Here is an 18,527-nt window from a genome sequence, read left to right as displayed (position 1 = left end):
ATGAATTTAAGAAAAGTTGTAATTATAATATTCCTTTTATGCAGTGCTTTTTTTTATCAGCAGTCTTTTGTTCATGCCCAATCTTTATGGTCTGAATCACAGACTAATTCTTCAATGAATTTATTTGCAGATAGAAAGGCACGAAATATAGGAGATATATTGACAGTTATTATAAGTGAATCTTCTTCTTCAAGTGCTACAAAATCCACCAGTAATGGAAAAACGGCTAGTAATTCGCTTAATGGCGGAGTTGGAATATTTAGTTTTTTAGCGCAGGCAAGTGCCGGTCAATCTGATAGTTTTAAGGCAAACGGCTCAGCAAAGGATACTAATACGGTAAGTGGTAAAATAACAGTTACTGTTGTTGATATTCAACCCAATGGTAATATGATTGTACAAGGAACACAGTCCATATGGCAGAATAAAGATGAACATAAAATAACTTTGCGTGGAGTAGTAAGACCGGATGATGTTGCATATGATAATACAGTTCCATCTTATTTGGTGGCAGATGCTACGCTGAAATTTGATGGCAAGGGACCACTTAATGCTAAGCAAAGACAAGGCATTTTGTCACAAATATTTAATATACTCTTTTAAATGTATTGATTATAGAGGGAGATATATGGATAAGAGATTAAAATTTATAAGCTGTTTAGCAGTATTTATTATGATACTGGGAATTGAGGGAATGTCTTTGGCGGCAGGTGTTTCTTCAGCAAAAATAAAAGATATTGCAAAAGTTGAGGGCGTGCGTTCCAATCAGCTTGTAGGTTATGGGCTGGTCGTTGGGTTACAAGGGACCGGTGATAGTAATAAAACAATAGAAACTCTTAATTCTGTAGCAAATATGCTTAAAAACTTTGGGGTTAGTATAAATACAGCATCTTTGAAGACGAAAAATGTGGCCGCTGTTATGGTAACGGCAACATTGCCACCATTTGTACATGCTGGTGATACTATTGATTTTACCGCAGCGTCAATGGGAGATGCGAAAAGCTTGGCTGGAGGGGTATTACTCCAGACACCATTAAAAGCTGGTAATGGACAGGTCTATGCGGTAGCGCAGGGACCTATTGCTACAGGGGGATATTCTACATCGGGACGCAGTAAGAATATTACTACAGTGGGGATTGCTACTAATGGAGCAATTGTTGAACAAAATGTAGAAGATACTTTAGGTAAGGATGGGAGTATTTCATTGTCAGTTGATAATGCTGATTTTTCCACCTCTGCAAGAATAGCCAATGCAATAAATTCTCATTTTGGAAATGTAGCATCAGCAGTTAATCCAGGTCGAATCGAAGTAATGGTGCCACCATATTATCGTAATAATGTAGTAGGATTTGTCGCTAATATTGAAAATTTATCAGTTGTACCAGATTCAGTGGCTAAAGTAGTAGTAAATGAACGAACAGGAACAATTGTCATGGGAGGCAATATAACTGTTGATCAGGTGGCTATTGCTCAGGGTGGTCTTAGTATAAGTATTGATAAATCAACAGATGTGTATCAACCTTCTCCATATAGCTTGGGAAGTACGATTGTGACAAAAAATAAGAATACTAATGTTAAAGAACAAAAAGCCAATACTATTGTGTTGGATGCTACAGCAAATGTAAACGATGTTGTAGGGGCATTGAATGCAGTTGGAGCAACACCACGGGATATTATTGCCATATTGCAGGCTATGAAATCTGCCGGAGCGTTGCATGCAGACTTGCAGGTTATATAAGAAATTTTAGGAGTAATATAGGAGTAATAATGGAAACAATAAATCCCATATTGTCTTCGCCTATGATGGAACAGGCAAAGCAGGCTCAGGAATTGAAAAAATTTAAAGAGTCAGCTAATCAATTGGAAAATGCGGCAAAGACTTCGGCAGATAATAAAAATGATGCTAAGTTGAAAAATGCCTGTAAACAATTTGAAGCGTTATTTCTTGATCTGATGTATAAAGAAATGAGAAAGACAGTGCCTAAGGATCCGTTATTAGGTGATTCTAATGCAGATAACATTTTAAGATCAATGCATGATACCCAAATGACTAAGGAATTAGCTGATGCTGGGGGAATGGGCTTAGCTGATATGATGTATAAGCAAATAAAGCGGGAAAATGTAAAACAGCCCTTAACTGCCGTAGCACATGCTTATAAAAAATGAGAAATTATTAATATTTGAAAGAGGCTATTGTAAAGATAATTATTTGCAGTTGATATCATATATTTGATGATTTGACTCCAAATGATATTATTTACAGTGGTCTCTTTTGTGATTTTAGATTATATTAGTTATATATTAGTGAAAAAAGACATTAATTGTTTTTACTAAAAATATGCAGGAAATATTTATGTTCATAAAATAAGGGAAAAAGATGATAAAAAAATTGTTATTTACATCAGTCAGCATAATATAAAGTATGGTTAAAGTTTATGTATGAGATAATATATGGCTAATTAAGTAGAGCAATTTTTAATAAAATTGCTATTATAATAAAAGTGTAGGGAGATTTTGGTGTGAAACGATTATATAAAATATATTTTTTGTTTGTTGGTTTGATTTTTTTATTTCATTCATTAGCGTTTGCAGCTGGTAAACCAATAAACATGACGGATATACGTTCCAGTATATCACCAGAAAAAGAACGTATTGTATTTGAGTTTGATGATAAACCTGTTTATAATGTTAGCACAGAACAGGATGGAAAGTGCATTGTTTTTGATATTTCAGGTGTCAATGCCCAGGCAGTGAAGGATAAAATACCAGCACCGAATGATGTAATAAAGTCATTTAATATTAGTAATACTCAGGCTGGATGCAAGGTATCAATAGAACTTAAGCAAAAACAGCCATACACGGTGAATGTTTTAAATTCACCTGACAGAATTTTTATAGATATACAAAGATATTATAAGGATTCTTCAGTAAATCATGTAATGGATGGGTTTGATTATACAACATTTCGTCGGTACGATGAAAATGGTGTTTTGACAGCTTATATAGCTAATATAGATCCGGCTAAATTCAGTTTTGTTCCAGTACTAGGCGGTGGAAGAACTCTAGGGAAAAATACAGTTTTGAATATGGCCCGTTATTATAATGCGGTAGCTGCTGTTAATGCCTCTTATTTTGGCGGAGAAAAAGAAGTGTATGGACTAACTAAGATAGATGGAACAATTGCAACAAATACTTATTTAAAACGTACTGCGTTTGGAATAGATGCAGCAGGAAAACCAATTATAGGACAGGTAAGCTACAGTGGTAGTGTTCATACCAAAAATGGCGATTTTTTTATCAACGGAGTAAATTGTGCTCGGGAAGCAAATACAATTGTTGAATATAATTCATTTTATGGTGATAGTACACAAACTAATGAATATGGAATAGAATATGTAGTTGAAAATAATAAAATTGTCAAGATAAACACTAATGATACTCTGTTAAAAGATGGACAAATTGTAATATCGGCAAACGGAACAATGAAAGATGCGTTGAACGGGCTTAAAGTTGGCGATGAAATGACTATAAATGAAGATTTGGGCAGTGATGAATGGAATAAAGCTTCAGAAATAATTGGGGTTGGGCCGCAATTGGTAAAGAATGGGCAGATTGACATAACCGCCGCAGAAGAACAAATAGGACCTGATGTGACAGGGGGGCAGTCACCACGTACTGCTGTCGGCATAACTAATGATGGGCATGTTTTGTTACTGGTAGCTGATGGACGTCAGTCGATAAGTGATGGCCTGACGTTAAAGCAATTGGCTCGCTTGCTAATTGAATTTGGGGCAAAAAATGCAGTTAATTTTGATGGTGGCGGATCATCGGAATTAGTGATTAAAAATGAAGTCATTAATTCACCTTCTGATGGAATACAAAGGCCTGTTGGAGTTAGTCTGGCAGTTATAAAGAAATAAAAAGAAAAATATTCTTCTTGCTATTAGAAACAGCTACTGTATAATTAAAGAGAGAATATTAGTATGGCAGAGAAAGGAGCTCGAAAATGAAAAAAAAGTTATTACTTGCATTTATAATTGGCATAGGTATAATAGCAGGAATTTATCATATGGCAACTGCTCAGTCAATGATAAATGAAAAATCGGCTTTATCAGGCACGGTTTCCTGGACGGCAGTTCCAGGGAATAATGTAACGCAAGGCAGCGAACTGGTAAAGATATCTACAATTACAGGAAGTACAACAGCATGTAGAGCTTCAGCAGATGGTATAGTAAAAGAAATATTAGTTCATCCAGGGGAAAAAATAGAAGCAGGACAAATTGTAGCACGTATAATTACTAAATAATAGATATAAATCCATGATAATTTTGAGGTGAATTTTTTGCGTAATTTTGTAAAATATTGTTCAGTAGTGTTGTCATTTTTAATTTGGCTGTTACCGATCACCGCGTTTGCTATGCCAAAGATTTTAACAACAGAACAATTAAGACCTGGCATGATTGGAATGGCAAGAACGGTGGTTCAGGGAAATCAAATTAAAAGTTTTAATGTAAAAATAATTGGTGTAGAAGATAATGGAAAAGGGGCTCCAAGGCAAATAATGGCAAAAGCTTATGGGCCTATGATGCAAGACACAAATGGAGTTATTCATGGTATGAGTGGTAGTCCGGTATATGTTGATGGATACTTGATAGGTGCAGTTGCCCGAGGTATAGGTAGTGACACTAATCCGCATGTATTCTATATAACACCTATACAAGATATGCTTGCTTTATGGGATATGCCGGATAATAGGGCAAATACTAAAAAAGTAAAACAGATTAAAATAAGCCTGGAAAGCCATAAGGCGGAAGTGCTTAAAGAAGAAAAAGAGTTAGATAAAATATGGAAAAAAGATACAACGGAAAAAAAATGTATTAAAAAATCGGTTGCAAAGGCTAATGCTGCAACTGAAGAGGAATTTAATAAAGTCCAATTTGTGGATACAAAAGGCTGGAAGAAAAATTATGGTGTTCAAAAGGAAACAAAATTAAAAGGGGAAAGTATACCTTTAGCTGTTAATGGTTTTTCAAGTATAGGAATGGAATATTTGAAAAAGGAACTAGCGCCATTTAATATGTATCCATATATGATGAGTACGGCCTCGGGTAATTCAGATGATGATAGTCTTGTGGGAAAAGCTGATTTGAAGCCAGGCAGTTCCGTCGGTGTGGCAATTGCTTATGGTGATTTTTCTGTCGGAGCAGTGGGAACTATTACGGCTATTGACGGTGATAAAATCCTGGCATTTGGACATCCTTTTACTTATCGGGGAAATGTAAATTATTTCATGACAAATGCGGCTATTATTGGAACTGCTAGTGGTCTTGTTAACGGGCAGAAAGTGTCTTCTTTTGGAAAAATAATTGGCCGTATTAATCAGGATAGATATGCAGGTGTCAGTGGAATAACAGGACAGTATCCCCAAGTTGTACCGGTAAGAGTGACTGTAGATGACAAACAGCTGAATAAGCATGAAGTGTTTGGTACAAATATAGCTTATGATGAAGAGTTGATCCCTAATTTAACAGCAGGTATAACATATGCGTCTTTGGACCGGGCTATAGACAGCTTAAGTGCTGGAACGGCAAATGTTAAATTTGAGATAATGACAGATGCTGTTCCCAGTGGTAAAGTGGTTTGCAGCAATATGTATTACAATGGAACAGATGTAGGACAGTTTGCTGTGTCAGATTTGGCGCAGGTGCTTGACATAATATGTTCTGATCCTAATAAGGAGTATGACATTACAGGTGTAGAAGCACAAATATCATTTAATGAAGCTAGAAAAACTGCATCAATCATAAGTATAGTACCTGATAAGAGTATTGTTTATCCGGGTGAAAGAGTGAATTTTAAGCTAACTCTGCAGCCGTATCGTGCACCTAGGGAACAATTGCTGATTCCCTATATAGTTCCTAAAAATCAAATAGCAGGAAATATGACGATAGAAGCAAGAGGCGGTGGACTTATACCTGTGTCGGCATTAGCACTGCAGGGAGTTGATTTAAGCCCAGAGGAAAATAAGACGCTTACAGCTGCAGATAAAATAAATACTTTTTTGCAGACTGATAAAAATAATGAGATTATTGTAGATCGAGTTGTTCCACCAATAAAAAATGAAAAAGAACAGAAAAAAGCTATAGAAGATGCTGTGAAGATGCAGCAAAAAATGGAAAAAAACGGCCAACTTGGAAATAAGAATGCTGCTGTTGATAGAGTAAAAGCATCAACTAATTATGTAATAGATAATGTTGTACGGATAAACTTAAAGGTAAAAGAAATAAAATAGTGGTTAATTTAAAAAAAATAGTAAATTAGTATTTACTATTTTTTTTATTATTGTTAAAATCATTGAGTAGGGTTTTTATATAATATAAATGCAAGGAGGGATTAAATGTTTATATTGGAAAAGATTGGGTCTGTTGTTTTAAAGATTTTAGGAACATGGGGAGGTTTCGTAATTTTATTTGCACAGACTCTAACTCAATGTAAGCACATACCCCGCCCTCGTCATGTTTTAGTGCAAATGGCCCATTTAGGTGTGGATACATTACCTATAGTCACACTTACAATGCTTTTTACTGGAATGGTAATTACTTTGCAAACAGCAACGGAATTTATACGCTTTGGCGCACAGTCTACAATTGGTGGAGTTGTAACAATTGCAGTTGGCCGTGAATTGGGGCCAGTTTTGACGGGAGTGGTAGCAGCAGGACGCGTTGGGGCTGCAATAACTGCGGAGATAAGCACTATGAAAGTAACAGAACAAATAGATGCATTAAAAGTTATGGCGGCTAATCCGATAAAATATCTTGTGGTTCCAAGATTTATAGCATGCATGTTTATGCTGCCATTATTAGTAGTATTTGGTGATATAATAGGAACTTTTGGCGGATGGATAGTGGCAAGTTATTATGATATTTCCTCTTTCATGTATATGCAATCAATAAATACTTTTGTAATTGCGCATGATTTTACAGGAGGATTGATAAAGGCAGTTGTTTTTGGTGCTATTATTGCTATAATTGGCTGCTATTATGGAATAAATGCGGAAAATGGAGCAGAAGGGGTAGGCAAGGCAACAACAAAATCAGTGGTTGATGCAATAATAGCGATATTTTTTTTCAATTGTTTTTTATCTATAATTTTATATCGCTGAAAAGGTGAACTGAATGATAAAGTTAGTTAATGTTAACAAATCTTATAAAGACTATATGGTATTAAAAAATATAGATTTATTAATACAAAAGGGTGAAACCTTAGCAATTATAGGTGCCAGTGGTTCGGGAAAAAGTACACTGCTAAAATTGATGATCGGGTTAGAACGACCTACTACAGGAGAGATTTGGATAAAAGATAAAGAGATATCTCATATGGATGAAGAACAACTCGATGAAATAAGGTTGACGATGGGAATGGTTTTTCAATATTCGGCATTATTTGATTCAATGACAGTTGCAGAAAATGTTGCGTTTGGGTTGAATGAACACAGCAATTTTACAGAAAAAGAAATCGAAAAAATAGTCGATGATAAATTAGAATTAGTAGGCTTAAAAAAATTTAAGCACTATATGCCTAATGAATTATCCGGTGGTATGAAAAAAAGAGTAAGCTTGGCAAGGGCAATAGCTTTTGGACCAGAAATTATTCTTTATGATGAGCCTAGTTCAGGGCTTGATCCCATTATGGCAGGAAAGATAGACAATCTTATTAAATATACACAAAAAAAAATGAACGTGACTTCTGTTGTAGTTACGCATGATATGAATAGCGCATATTATATTGCAGATCGTATAGCAATGATTTATAAAGGACAGATAATAGCATTGGGGGATGTAAAAAGTATAAGGGAATCCAAGGACGAACGTGTACAGGAATTTATAAGTGGTGGTCGAAATAATATATAAATAATTTCGTAGGGAGGCGATTATATGACTACAGAGGCCAAGGTGGGCTTATTTACAGTGATAGCAGTAGTTTTAGCACTGGCAATTATAGTTCGTTTAAGTCATTTTAGTTTTGGCGGTCCGCCTCATTATAATGTAACGGTTTCGTTTAAATATGTAGATGGTTTAAAACCAGGAGCTTTGGTGCGATATGCTGGAGTAGATGTGGGAGATGTAGCTTCAGTAAAAACAGATGGAATGGGAGCAAAAGTTGTTTTAGAAATAAAGAAAAATGTTAATATTCCGCAGAGTTCTGTTATTACTATTTCCAGTGATGGATTGATGGGAGAAAAGTTTGTTAATATTTATTCAAATGGGAATCCTAGCAAAGCGTATTTAGAAAATGGGGCAGTTATGAGAGGAACTGAAGAGCGCAGTATAAATGCGTTGATAAAGTCAGCAGCTGATACCTTGGATAAAGTTGATAAAATGGTTACGGCTATGAATAAGGTGATAGCTAATCCAAAAGTACAGGATTCATTGATAAAATCAGCTGTTAATATAAAACAGATAACTGATAATATGAATCAAGCAACAGCGGTTATGGCAGATGTTATGCAGGCTAATAAGGCCAATATAAACGATATTATACGTAATTTGACAGTAGCATCGGCTAATGTGCAGAATATTACCGGTGATGTGCAAAATATGGTCGAGCAGTTAAATGGTGATGGAAAAATGACAGATGACATGCGTACTACTGTTGGTAATCTGGCACAAACCAGTACAAGAATAGAGCATATGGCTGCTAATTTAGAACCAGTAATTTCTGATCCACAGACTGCAAATGAACTGCGTAATATTATACATAATGCCAGTGATGTTTCTCAGCGTGCAGATCATATGATGAAAAAAATTAATTCCATAAAAATGAAAACAGGTACAGAAGTTTTATATAGTGGTAAAAAATCAGATTTGATGGTAAATGCTGATTTAAAAATATATAATAATCCTAATGATTTTTTGTTAATCGGAGGTGATGATATAGGCGGTGACAACCCGGCAATGAATTTACAGCTGGGGTCAGGTAATAAAAATTTTTCCGGCAGAGTAGGGATAATTGATAATAAAGCTGGACTAGGTATTGATGCTTATAGTGGTCCATGGAAATTTTCTGTTGATGCATATGATATTGATGATGTAAGGTTAAAATTGCGCAGTCAATACAGGCTATCGTCAGATATCTATTTATTGGGGCAGATAAGTGATTTAAACGATGCAGATAGAGCTGCTTATTTTGGAATACGTAAGGAATTTTAAAAAATTTTTAGGGGGAAATAAATTGAAAAACAATAAAAAATTGATTAAAAATTTAACGGCATTAATTTTAAGCGGGTTTATGACATTGTCTTTAACTAATCCGGTTTTTGCTCGTCAGATGTCATTGGAAGAAAGTATTACTGAAGCACTTAGTAATAATCATTCGATAAAACAGTCAGAGGCTGATTTAGAAAAAGCTAAGGCTGTTTTAGGAGAAGCAAAAGGCAATAAAGGTCTTAAGTTAACATGGGAAGGAACAGCTAATAAAGTAGGTGGACATTATTATAATCAATATGATATAGACCATTCTTATGGTAATGTTCTATCGGCAAGTATCCCAGTATATACTGGTGGGGCTTTAGAAAATCAATATAAGAGTGCTGATTTGGGAGTAGAAATTAGTGCACTTACTTTGGAAAATGAAAAACAAACTATACAGTTGCAAACTATTCAGGACTATTATAAAATATTAGATTGCCAGAATATAAAGAAGGTGCGGCAGTCAGCAGTAACACAATATAGTGAACATGAAAAAGTAGCTATGGCCAAGTATAATGCAGGGGTTGTTCCTAAATCAGATTTACTGCGGGCCCAGGTGAATTTAGCTGATGCAAAGCAAAATTTGATTACTGCTGAAAATGATTTACAGATTGCTGTGACAGATTTTAATAAATTGATTGGACAGAATGTATTGACTGATGTGGAACCAAGTGACAATTATCTTACAAATACAGAGTATCCCAATACATTGCAAAAATGTATGGATACAGCATTGCAGAATCGACCGGATGGTTTGGCTGCGCAAAAGGCAGTATTGCAGGCACAAAAATCAGTGAAATCGGCTAAGGCTGGCTATTTGCCGCAGGTATCCATTGTAGCGCAAAAAGATATAGCAGGGAATAGCATGTTTGATGATGATCAGACGGATAAGTCTGCTATCGGTGTGCAGGCTGACTGGACAATTTTTGATAGTTCTGTCACGAAATCCCAGGTTAAGCAGGCTGAAGCAACAGTAATACATGCACAGCAGGGAGTTGCAGAAACAAATGACCAGATACTTTTGGATGTGCGTCAGGCATATTTATCAATGGAAGCAGCTAAGAGAAATATAGAAACAACAAAAATTGCAGTTGCCCAGGCGGCTGAAGATAATAGAATAGCCCAGGTACGTTATCAGGCTGGTGTAGGCACGAACAGTGACAGACTGGATTCAATAGTTGATTATGTTACAGCACAGATGAATTATAATCAGGCACTATACGATTATACGATAAGCAGAGCTGCTTTAAATAAAGCGATGGGGTTGCCAGCTGAAGCAGTAGTTGACAATAATAATAAAGCAGATAAAGGAAAAGATGAAAAAGTAGTAAAACAAAAGGCAATAAAACGGAACACTACAGAACAGAAAGTAGTAGAACAAAAAGCTGAAAATACAAATCAGATAGATCAACAAAAAAATGATTCACCACAGTTGGATGTACTTGACAGAGGCTGAAAAATAAGACAATATAACAGAAATTAAGGGAGGATAATAATGAAGAAGCCGTGGAAAAAAATTGCGATATTTGTAGTGGCATTTATCTGTATATTTATAGCGGCTTCTTTTTTTTATATAAGCCATTCTGAATCTTTTATGAAAAGAGCAGCCAAAACAGCAGGTAATATATTAACTCAGTCAATACACACAAAAATAAATATTCAGTCAGTTAAAATAACTTCATTTTCGACTATTCAGGCAGACGGGGTAGCTATCTATGACAAAAAAGGCATTTTGTTTTTACAATCTAATAAGGTTGGTGTTAAGTTCAATCCGTGGAGAATTTTAACAGGCAAAATAACAGAAAGTGTTAATAAAATAATAGTTAACAAACCGCAGATGAATATTATAGAATATCAAGATGGAACTTGGAATTATAATGATATTCTAGTGCAGAATCAGACAAATAATGCATTTAGAGGTAATATTGTTGTTAAAGATGGATTAGTTAATGGGAATATAAAAAATAAGAAACTTATAATAGACAAGGTAAATGCAAAAATTGATTTATCAGATAGTAATAAAACTGTATTTAAAATCGATATGATGCAGGAAAGTAGCAAAATACATATTAATGGTTTTATGGATAAATATGCAAAGCATTTTAACATAAGAGCAGATAAAATAGATATAATGAAATACCGTATATTTATACCTTCAGGTAAAATTCCTAGTAATTTAAAAATAAAAGCAGGAATAATAAATAAATTAGACATATCAGTAAATATACCGGCAAATGGAAAAATTAGCGTGATAGGACAATTACAGGTAACTGGCGGAAAGTGTCAGTTTATGGATACAAATATTACAGATATTAAAGGGTTAGTTATTCTTAAAGACAAATACGCAGTTGTTTTTGCCAATGCTGCTGTAAAAGGACAATTGGTAAAACTACATGGGAAAATAACAATAGAAACTGATCCTAAAATTTCTATGACCGTTAGTGCAAATAAAATCAATCCGCATAGTATATTTAAAGAAAGTCCGTTTAACGGTGATGTAAAATTTACGGCTGACGTCACTGGTAGTATAAAAAATCCTGTGATTGCAGCAGAGCTTTCAGCTGGACAAGGCCAAATATATGGGTATTCATTTAGCAACGCCAAAGTGCAGGGAAATTTTTCTAATAATAAAATTTATTTGGATAAGGTTTCTGCTAATTGCTATGGAGGGATAATTAGTGCAGAAGGTATATTTGACCTTAGTAGTAAAAAATATCAAGGGCATGCCCAGATAAAAAATATATCTGCTAAAAGTCTGCCCCGTACTTTACCAGCATTGTCGGGTAAAATATCTGCTGATGCAGTGTTTAAAGGAACGATAAATGAATTTGATGACATGGTATTTTATGCTGTATTATCACTAGAAAATGGTAGCTATAACGGTATACAAGTAAGCCAAGCAAATGCTGTGCTGTCAAAAAGTGCTGGGCAAATGATAAGCTTACAAACTTTTACAGCTGATTTGGTAGGAAAAGGTAATATCACTGCTTCCGGCAGCTTAAATAGTGAAAATATTGATGTGGATTTTTATGGATCAAATGTTGATTTAAGTCTTTTGAATACATATATGGCTGTTCCATTAAGTGGACGGGCAGAATTTCATGGATATTTGCAAGGCAATATTGCAGATCCTTATTTGACGATAAAACTGGGGGCATCTGATGGGCAGATAGCAAAGCAGCCTTATCATACGTTATTACTTTCTGCTTCTGGTAATGCTAATAGTATCCATTTAGATAAATTTGTTATGAAAAATGATAAAAATAATGTTGTTCACAGTGCTATAGGGACTATTGGTCTAAAAAATAACCACCCAGTAGATTTAATTGTAAATACTAAAAATGCCCGCATGGAGAATATAGCCGCTGCTTTTTTCCCCGGTCAGCCTATAACAGGAAATATAGATAATACACTGCATTTAACAGGTACTTTTAATGATATAAAAGTACAGGGGCATGTGTTTTTTCATGAGGGAAGCTATCATGGTGTTTTATTGACAGCAGCTTATGGCAATTATGTATATGAATCAGGGAATATCATTTTAAAAGATTTTATAATCAAAACTCCGTTTTTGTCTGCAAAAATAAGTGGAGAAGTAGATAATAATAAACTCGACTTTGCAGTAGATATAGATCGAATATCCCTTGCCAAATTACCAGCATATTTTCCTTATCCTATAAAAGGTGAAGCAGGTTTTACAGGGCATGTAGGAGGAACTTTTGATAATATAATATTTACCAGTACCGTTAAAGCTGAAAAACTTATTTTCAATGGGGTGGAAATAACTGATGTAATCGGGCAGTGCAATTACCAAAATGGGATATTGTCTTTCCCGAAAATACAATGCAGGCAGGATAAGGGAACGATTTCACTTCAAGGGAAGATGGATTTGCAGACAAAGCAGCTTATGGGCAATTTGAATGTTAATGCAGTTGATATTAAATCTTTGGCAGCAATAGCGGACTTTAAAAATAAATATTTAACTGGGACTTTTAATGGGATAGTAAATATGGGAGGGAATTTTGCTGATCCGTTTATACATTTAGATGGAAATATAAAAAATGGATATTTAAAAAAATATCCATTGCAAAATATTGTTATTAATGTATCTTATAGGAATAATATTGTACAAATTAATAAATTTTATGGTGAACAAGGAGCTGGAAAAGTTGCAGCAAAAGGTACATGGAATATAAATGGGCCAATTGATATAATATTTTCAACACAAGGCATAAATGCTAAATTAATGACTGAACTGATGAATTATGATGTCGATGCGAAGGGAATCATGAATGCATATGCGCAAATAAAAGGCACAACAAAAAAACCTCAGGCTGATGTTTCTTTTGAAATAGATGGTGGAGGAATAGGCACAGCAACATTTGACAGGATGACAGGGCTTCTAAATTTAAAAGACGGTGTTATAAATGTTAATCAGATTTTAGTAAATAAAGGACAGTACAAAGCATCTGCCAGTGGGCGGGTACCTATTGTAGCACTTAAGGCGAAGCCGTGGGAAATGCTTACACAGTACGATCAGATTGATCTTGATATATCACTAGATAATGCTGATTTGAGTATTTTGCCATTTTTATCTAAAGATATTGATTGGGCTGCTGGACCTTTACAAGGAAGATTGAAAATTAATGGTACTTTAGCACATCCTTTATTTGATGGATTCATAAAAATGCATAATGGTACAGTAAAATTAAAAGGATTGGTAGATCCCATACAAAATATGCAAGCTGATATTGTTTTCAACCGTGAAAAAATGAAAGTAAATGATTTCAGTGGCAAAATAGGTTCTGGGAAATATTCTCTTGTAGGTGATACATTGCTTACAGGTGGAGGTCTGCGTGATTACAAATTTACTTTGAATATGGATAAATTATCTATCAACAGTAAATATTATCGTGGACCATTTAGTGCGCAATGCAATTTGACAGAAGAAAATTTATTTGGTAGAGTTATGCCTAAATTAACAGGGACAGTAAACATAGAGAAGGCCACCATATCTTTTCCTGGGATACCAGATAATAATATTTCTATCTTGCCAAAGATGATATTAGATTTAGGCATAAATGTCGGGAAAAATGTTCGTTTTGCTAGTTCAATGCTTTATGATATGGATATTTCGGGAAATATTCATTTTGGTGGGACGACAAAATATCCACTGCCATCAGGTGAAATTATCGTAGATAGAGGTACGATAAATTATTTAAAGACAATTTTTAAAATACGTGAAGGTGTTGCTTCCTTCAACCAAATTGGTTCCTTTTTCCCTAGTATAGTTTTTAAAGCTGATACGGAATTGATGCAGACTAAAGTGTTTTTATCAGCAGAAGGGCCTGTGGAAAAAATGAAATTTACTCTTGTATCAGAACCGGCGATGAGTCAGGAAGAAATAATTAAGCTTTTGACTTTTCGCAATAATTATCGGGAGGGCGGCCGTATTGGGTCAGCCGATTTAGCAGAGCTTGCTTCTATCGGATTTCAAATGAGCTTTTTCAATGAAATAGGAAACTTTATGCGTGATACTTTGAAATTGGATGAATTTAATGTAGTAGGAGATACTATATATAACGGAAACGTACGAAATAATCAGGATAACTATGATGAAGTTTATAATATAGAAATTGGAAAATATATTTCTAATAAAATGATGTTAAAATACACTAACAGTATAAATTATGATGATTATAAATATGGTGTGCAATATGATTTGAATAATAATATAAGCATTTTAAATGAATGGGATAAAAAAGATGGATATAAAATTACCTTGCAGGCTAATATTAAATTTTAGTGTAAATAATAATATTGGTGAAAGGAGGCGGCTGGTATGCAGCTTAGAGAGTATATGGCAGAAATACAAAAGGTTATTCTGCTGGAACCGGAAAAGGAAGCAAAACTGTGGAAAGCCTATAAAATAAATAATGATAAAAATGCACGCTGTGAGATAATAGAATCATATCAGCCGCTTGTATTTAAGTGTGTAAAACCTTTTTCCCACGTTGAGTTTGTCATGGATTTAATACAGGAAGGAACTGTTGGTTTGATCGAAGCTGTTGAGCGCTATGATCCGGGGAAAAAAGTAGCATTTTCTTTATATGCTGTCCATCGTATTAAGGGACGTATACTAAATTATTTTGATAAAGAATGTAAAGGGGCAAAATGCTGTAGTTTATATGATTTTTTTGATGATATAATAGTAATTGCAGATGATAAGATAAATATACAAAATCAGGCTGAGAAAAATTTTTTACAGGGACAAATACGAAAAGAAATGCTTCGCCTGCCGGTAAAGGAACGAGTGGTTTTAGATGGTGTATATCTTAAGGATAAAGCTCCGCAAGAAATAGCTGATATAATGAATGTCAGTTTATCTCATGTATATCGACTGCAGAAAAATGCGGTACGTCGTTTACGTGGTATGATGGCAAAATTTATGCAGCATTGGCATTGAAAGGCTAATGATAAAGATATGAAGATAATGTGTTGAAATATGTTTAAAAATAGTATTAATTTCCTGAATATAGTATAATATAACTAAATTTACCTGAAAATGACATGTAAAATAATTTTTTATTATTGGATATTATTAATAGACATGGATAAAGGAGGGCAGTCATATGGCAAAAGTTGACAAAGTAATGAAAGATCATGTTGCAGCTGCTAAAAAATGGCTGGGCAAGGCGGAAACATCATTGGATAATGATAATGATATTCGCGGAGACCTTCACATTATGTTGGCGGAAGCTGAATTGAAATGTGCAAAGGAAAAGCGGCATAATACTTTTCATCCAATATGGGTGAAATATGTTGTCTTACTGTCATCAATTGTGTTATTTTTGTCGGCTGGTGGTTATTGGTTATGGGGAAAATCAAATAGTTATGATGAAAGTAAGAGAACACCCGTTATAGCAACTACTGTTAATAATCCTGCAGTAAATAAAGCCAAAAAACAGCTGGCCTCCGTTGATCCAGAGAAAAAAATTATAACAAATAATATTGCTGAAACAAATTTTTCCAGTCATAAATTACAAAAAAAAGAGATAACCAATGTACCAGAAGAAGTCATAACTACACCTGCAGCAAACCATATGAATAAAATTTCCAGGCAGGAAAAGTCAGATTATCCTAAAGTGCAGACTCAAGTCCCTTCGAAAAAAATGCAGCAATTAATGCGAACAGCAAAAAAGACATTGCAAGAATAATAAAAAATTAGAAAGTGATTCAGGAGGTAATTTATTTGAACAAAAATAAGGGTCGTTTATTAGCTTGTGCTTTAGCTGTGGCCGTAACAAATGTCACTATGTTGGAAATACCAGTTGCTCACGCGCAAGATAATGGTACAGCCTATAATAATGTGATTGTTGATAATAATCCTAAAGAACCAGCTTCTCAATTGGCAGCAACTGATAAATTAAAAAAAGAAGATGAAGATATAGATGTTAAAACTGATCAGGAATCAATTGTAAAAAAAGATTTACCGGCTGAAGAAAATAAGGCCGTTTCCAGCAATAAAAAAATGATAGAAAAAGAAAATCCTATTGAAAAGTGGAAAAAACAGCGTCCAGAAGAAAAAAAAGTTGTTGATTCAGCTGCGCAGTATAATGGTATGACAGTTGTGAGTGTCGATGTTGCTGGTTTAACTACACTAACTAAATCAACCGTTATGGATGCAGTAAAAATTAAACCGGGTGATATATTTGCCAGTAAAAATATTACAATTGATAGACAGGCTATTTATGAAACAGGATTATTTTATGATAATTTTCCGTCCTATGAAGTGGTACCTGAAGGCGTGAAAATAACTTACCATGTTATGGAAAATCCGGTATTGCGTAAGATTAACATAACAGGAAATAGGGATATTTCCACTGACAAGATTAAGTCAATGTTGCATGTTAAAGTAGGGCAGATATTAAATAGCAAAACATTGAGTAATGATATTGCTAACATTGAAGAAGAATATAGAAGCGAAGGATATATTCTTGCTAAAGTAAGCAATATGGCAATAGATGAAAATGGTGTCTTAAATCTCAAATTTGATGAAGGCATCCTAGAAGGTTATGTAGTTAAGGGTAATGATAAAACAAAAACGAAAGTAATAACACGTGAAATGAGAATGAAACCAGGAGATGCTTTTAATGCGAAACTGGCAAAAAGAAGCATGCAGCGGATTTATAATCTGGGTTTTTTTCAAGATGTAAATATGAAACTGCTGCCGGGTGAAAAAGATCCTAATAGCGTGATTATCGAAACAACTGTTGTGGAAAAACGTACGGGTTCTTTTGGGATTGGAGCTGGGTATAGTAATAGCGATGGTTTTATTGGTATGATTACTTTAAGTGATAGTAATTTCCGTGGTACAGGAGATGCTACTAAGCTGGTGTATGAGTTTGGTGGTGATGATAATAATGACCGTGGATTTACTTTCAGCTATAGACATCCCTGGCTCGATTCTAAAGAAACTTCCTTAAGCCTGAGTATTTATAATCGTACATATGAGTATGACGACTATGATTCTGACGGAAATGAAATTGAAGATTATGACCGAAGTTATAAAGGTGGAGAAATTACTTTAGGAAGACCTGTTAATGAATATTCTACTAATTATATAACACTGAGAAATCGTAAAGATGAGTATGCAGGGCATGAAGATGGTCTAGATCGAAGTAACAATACGGAATGGAAGGACAGTAATTTTGGTACTACCAGAAGCATAACTTTTATGCATGTGTTAGATACAAGAGATAATGTGTATAATCCAATGGAAGGAAGCAGGTACAGTGTATCTGTTGAAGCTGCTGGATTAGGTGGTGATTTCAACTATGATAAATATATATTGAATACCCAGAGATTTTATAATTTAGGTCATTCTCATGTACTGGCGTTAAAACTCAATGGTGGTTATGCTAACCATGATCTGCCTGAGGCAGGTAGATTTGAAATTGGTGGTCAGGGAACTCTGCGTGGCTATAAAGATGATCAGTTTAAGGGAAACAAGATGATTTTAGGATCAATAGAATATCGTTTTCCTATTATCACTAAAGTCCAGGGAGCGTTGTTTTTTGATATGGGTGATGCCTGGGGTGGACGGAATTGGTCATGGCAGCCTATTGAAGATAAACTTTCCCTGCATCATAGTTATGGTGTTGGTATTCAGATTGAAACCCCTGTAGGACCGCTTCGTTTGGATTATGGTATTGGAGAAGATGGCGGGCGCACTAACTTCTCAATAGGCGGGTCGTTTTAGATGTTTTTAAAGGCATGAAT

14 protein-coding genes are annotated in these 18,527 nt (G+C 34.7%); all 14 read left to right on the top strand.

Annotation, left to right across the window (positions count from 1 at the left end; genetic code table 11):
* Entirely contained in the window at window positions 1-600 is a 600-nt protein-coding gene (locus I6760_RS03450) for a flagellar basal body L-ring protein FlgH (RefSeq protein ID WP_196593103.1), read from the top strand.
* Between the two features lie 25 nt (window positions 601-625).
* On the top strand, window positions 626-1,735 hold the full coding sequence (locus I6760_RS03445; protein ID WP_196593102.1) for a flagellar basal body P-ring protein FlgI: 1,110 nt from the start codon (window positions 626-628) through the stop codon (window positions 1,733-1,735).
* 29 nt (window positions 1,736-1,764) lie between these two features.
* A complete protein-coding gene (locus I6760_RS03440) occupies window positions 1,765-2,163 on the top strand; it encodes a rod-binding protein (protein WP_196593101.1) in 399 nt (132 codons plus the stop codon).
* Between the two features lie 353 nt (window positions 2,164-2,516).
* Window positions 2,517-3,917 (top strand): phosphodiester glycosidase family protein, encoded by a 1,401-nt coding sequence (locus I6760_RS03435; protein WP_196593100.1) that lies wholly within the window; start codon window positions 2,517-2,519, stop codon window positions 3,915-3,917.
* Window positions 3,918-4,003: 86 nt separating this feature from the next.
* Window positions 4,004-4,303 (top strand): biotin/lipoyl-containing protein, encoded by a 300-nt coding sequence (locus tag I6760_RS03430; RefSeq protein WP_196593099.1) that lies wholly within the window; start codon window positions 4,004-4,006, stop codon window positions 4,301-4,303.
* A 36-nt stretch (window positions 4,304-4,339) separates the two neighbouring features.
* Window positions 4,340-6,289 carry a SpoIVB peptidase S55 domain-containing protein gene (locus tag I6760_RS03425; protein ID WP_196593098.1) on the top strand — a complete coding sequence of 650 codons (1,950 nt, stop codon included), beginning with the start codon at window positions 4,340-4,342 and terminating at the stop codon, window positions 6,287-6,289.
* A 105-nt stretch (window positions 6,290-6,394) separates the two neighbouring features.
* Window positions 6,395-7,159 carry an MlaE family ABC transporter permease gene (locus I6760_RS03420; protein WP_196593097.1) on the top strand — a complete coding sequence of 255 codons (765 nt, stop codon included), beginning with the start codon at window positions 6,395-6,397 and terminating at the stop codon, window positions 7,157-7,159.
* A 13-nt stretch (window positions 7,160-7,172) separates the two neighbouring features.
* Window positions 7,173-7,907 (top strand): ABC transporter ATP-binding protein, encoded by a 735-nt coding sequence (locus I6760_RS03415; RefSeq protein ID WP_196593096.1) that lies wholly within the window; start codon window positions 7,173-7,175, stop codon window positions 7,905-7,907.
* 24 nt (window positions 7,908-7,931) lie between these two features.
* On the top strand, window positions 7,932-9,206 hold the full coding sequence (locus I6760_RS03410) for an MlaD family protein (protein ID WP_196593095.1): 1,275 nt from the start codon (window positions 7,932-7,934) through the stop codon (window positions 9,204-9,206).
* A 22-nt stretch (window positions 9,207-9,228) separates the two neighbouring features.
* Window positions 9,229-10,701: a TolC family protein gene (locus I6760_RS03405; RefSeq protein WP_196593094.1), complete on the top strand. Its 1,473-nt coding sequence runs from the start codon at window positions 9,229-9,231 to the stop codon at window positions 10,699-10,701.
* Between the two features lie 39 nt (window positions 10,702-10,740).
* Entirely contained in the window at window positions 10,741-15,051 is a 4,311-nt protein-coding gene (locus I6760_RS03400) for a translocation/assembly module TamB domain-containing protein (protein WP_196593093.1), read from the top strand.
* Between the two features lie 36 nt (window positions 15,052-15,087).
* A complete protein-coding gene (locus I6760_RS03395; RefSeq protein WP_196593092.1) occupies window positions 15,088-15,711 on the top strand; it encodes a sigma-70 family RNA polymerase sigma factor in 624 nt (207 codons plus the stop codon).
* A gap of 166 nt (window positions 15,712-15,877) precedes the next feature.
* Window positions 15,878-16,462, top strand: coding sequence for a hypothetical protein (locus I6760_RS03390; RefSeq protein WP_196593091.1), 585 nt, complete (start codon window positions 15,878-15,880; stop codon window positions 16,460-16,462).
* 35 nt (window positions 16,463-16,497) lie between these two features.
* Window positions 16,498-18,507 (top strand): BamA/OMP85 family outer membrane protein, encoded by a 2,010-nt coding sequence (locus I6760_RS03385; protein WP_196593090.1) that lies wholly within the window; start codon window positions 16,498-16,500, stop codon window positions 18,505-18,507.
* The last annotated feature ends 20 nt before the right edge of the window (window positions 18,508-18,527 follow it).

The sequence above is a fragment of the Pectinatus sottacetonis genome (assembly GCF_015732155.1).
Taxonomy (GTDB): domain Bacteria; phylum Bacillota; class Negativicutes; order Selenomonadales; family Selenomonadaceae; genus Pectinatus; species Pectinatus sottacetonis.
This window is presented reverse-complemented; position numbering and strand designations above follow the sequence as displayed.

Bases quoted from the DNA above. Each gene is read 5' to 3' on its own strand.
- I6760_RS03450 (WP_196593103.1), top strand. From the start codon at position 1: ATGAATTTAAGAAAAGTTGTAATTATAATATTCCTTTTATGCAGTGCT.
- I6760_RS03445 (WP_196593102.1), top strand. From the start codon at position 626: ATGGATAAGAGATTAAAATTTATAAGCTGTTTAGCAGTATTTATTATG.
- I6760_RS03440 (WP_196593101.1), top strand. From the start codon at position 1,765: ATGGAAACAATAAATCCCATATTGTCTTCGCCTATGATGGAACAGGCA.
- I6760_RS03430 (WP_196593099.1), top strand. From the start codon at position 4,004: ATGAAAAAAAAGTTATTACTTGCATTTATAATTGGCATAGGTATAATA.
- I6760_RS03420 (WP_196593097.1), top strand. From the start codon at position 6,395: ATGTTTATATTGGAAAAGATTGGGTCTGTTGTTTTAAAGATTTTAGGA.
- I6760_RS03415 (WP_196593096.1), top strand. From the start codon at position 7,173: ATGATAAAGTTAGTTAATGTTAACAAATCTTATAAAGACTATATGGTA.
- I6760_RS03410 (WP_196593095.1), top strand. From the start codon at position 7,932: ATGACTACAGAGGCCAAGGTGGGCTTATTTACAGTGATAGCAGTAGTT.
- I6760_RS03400 (WP_196593093.1), top strand. From the start codon at position 10,741: ATGAAGAAGCCGTGGAAAAAAATTGCGATATTTGTAGTGGCATTTATC.
- I6760_RS03395 (WP_196593092.1), top strand. From the start codon at position 15,088: ATGCAGCTTAGAGAGTATATGGCAGAAATACAAAAGGTTATTCTGCTG.
- I6760_RS03390 (WP_196593091.1), top strand. From the start codon at position 15,878: ATGGCAAAAGTTGACAAAGTAATGAAAGATCATGTTGCAGCTGCTAAA.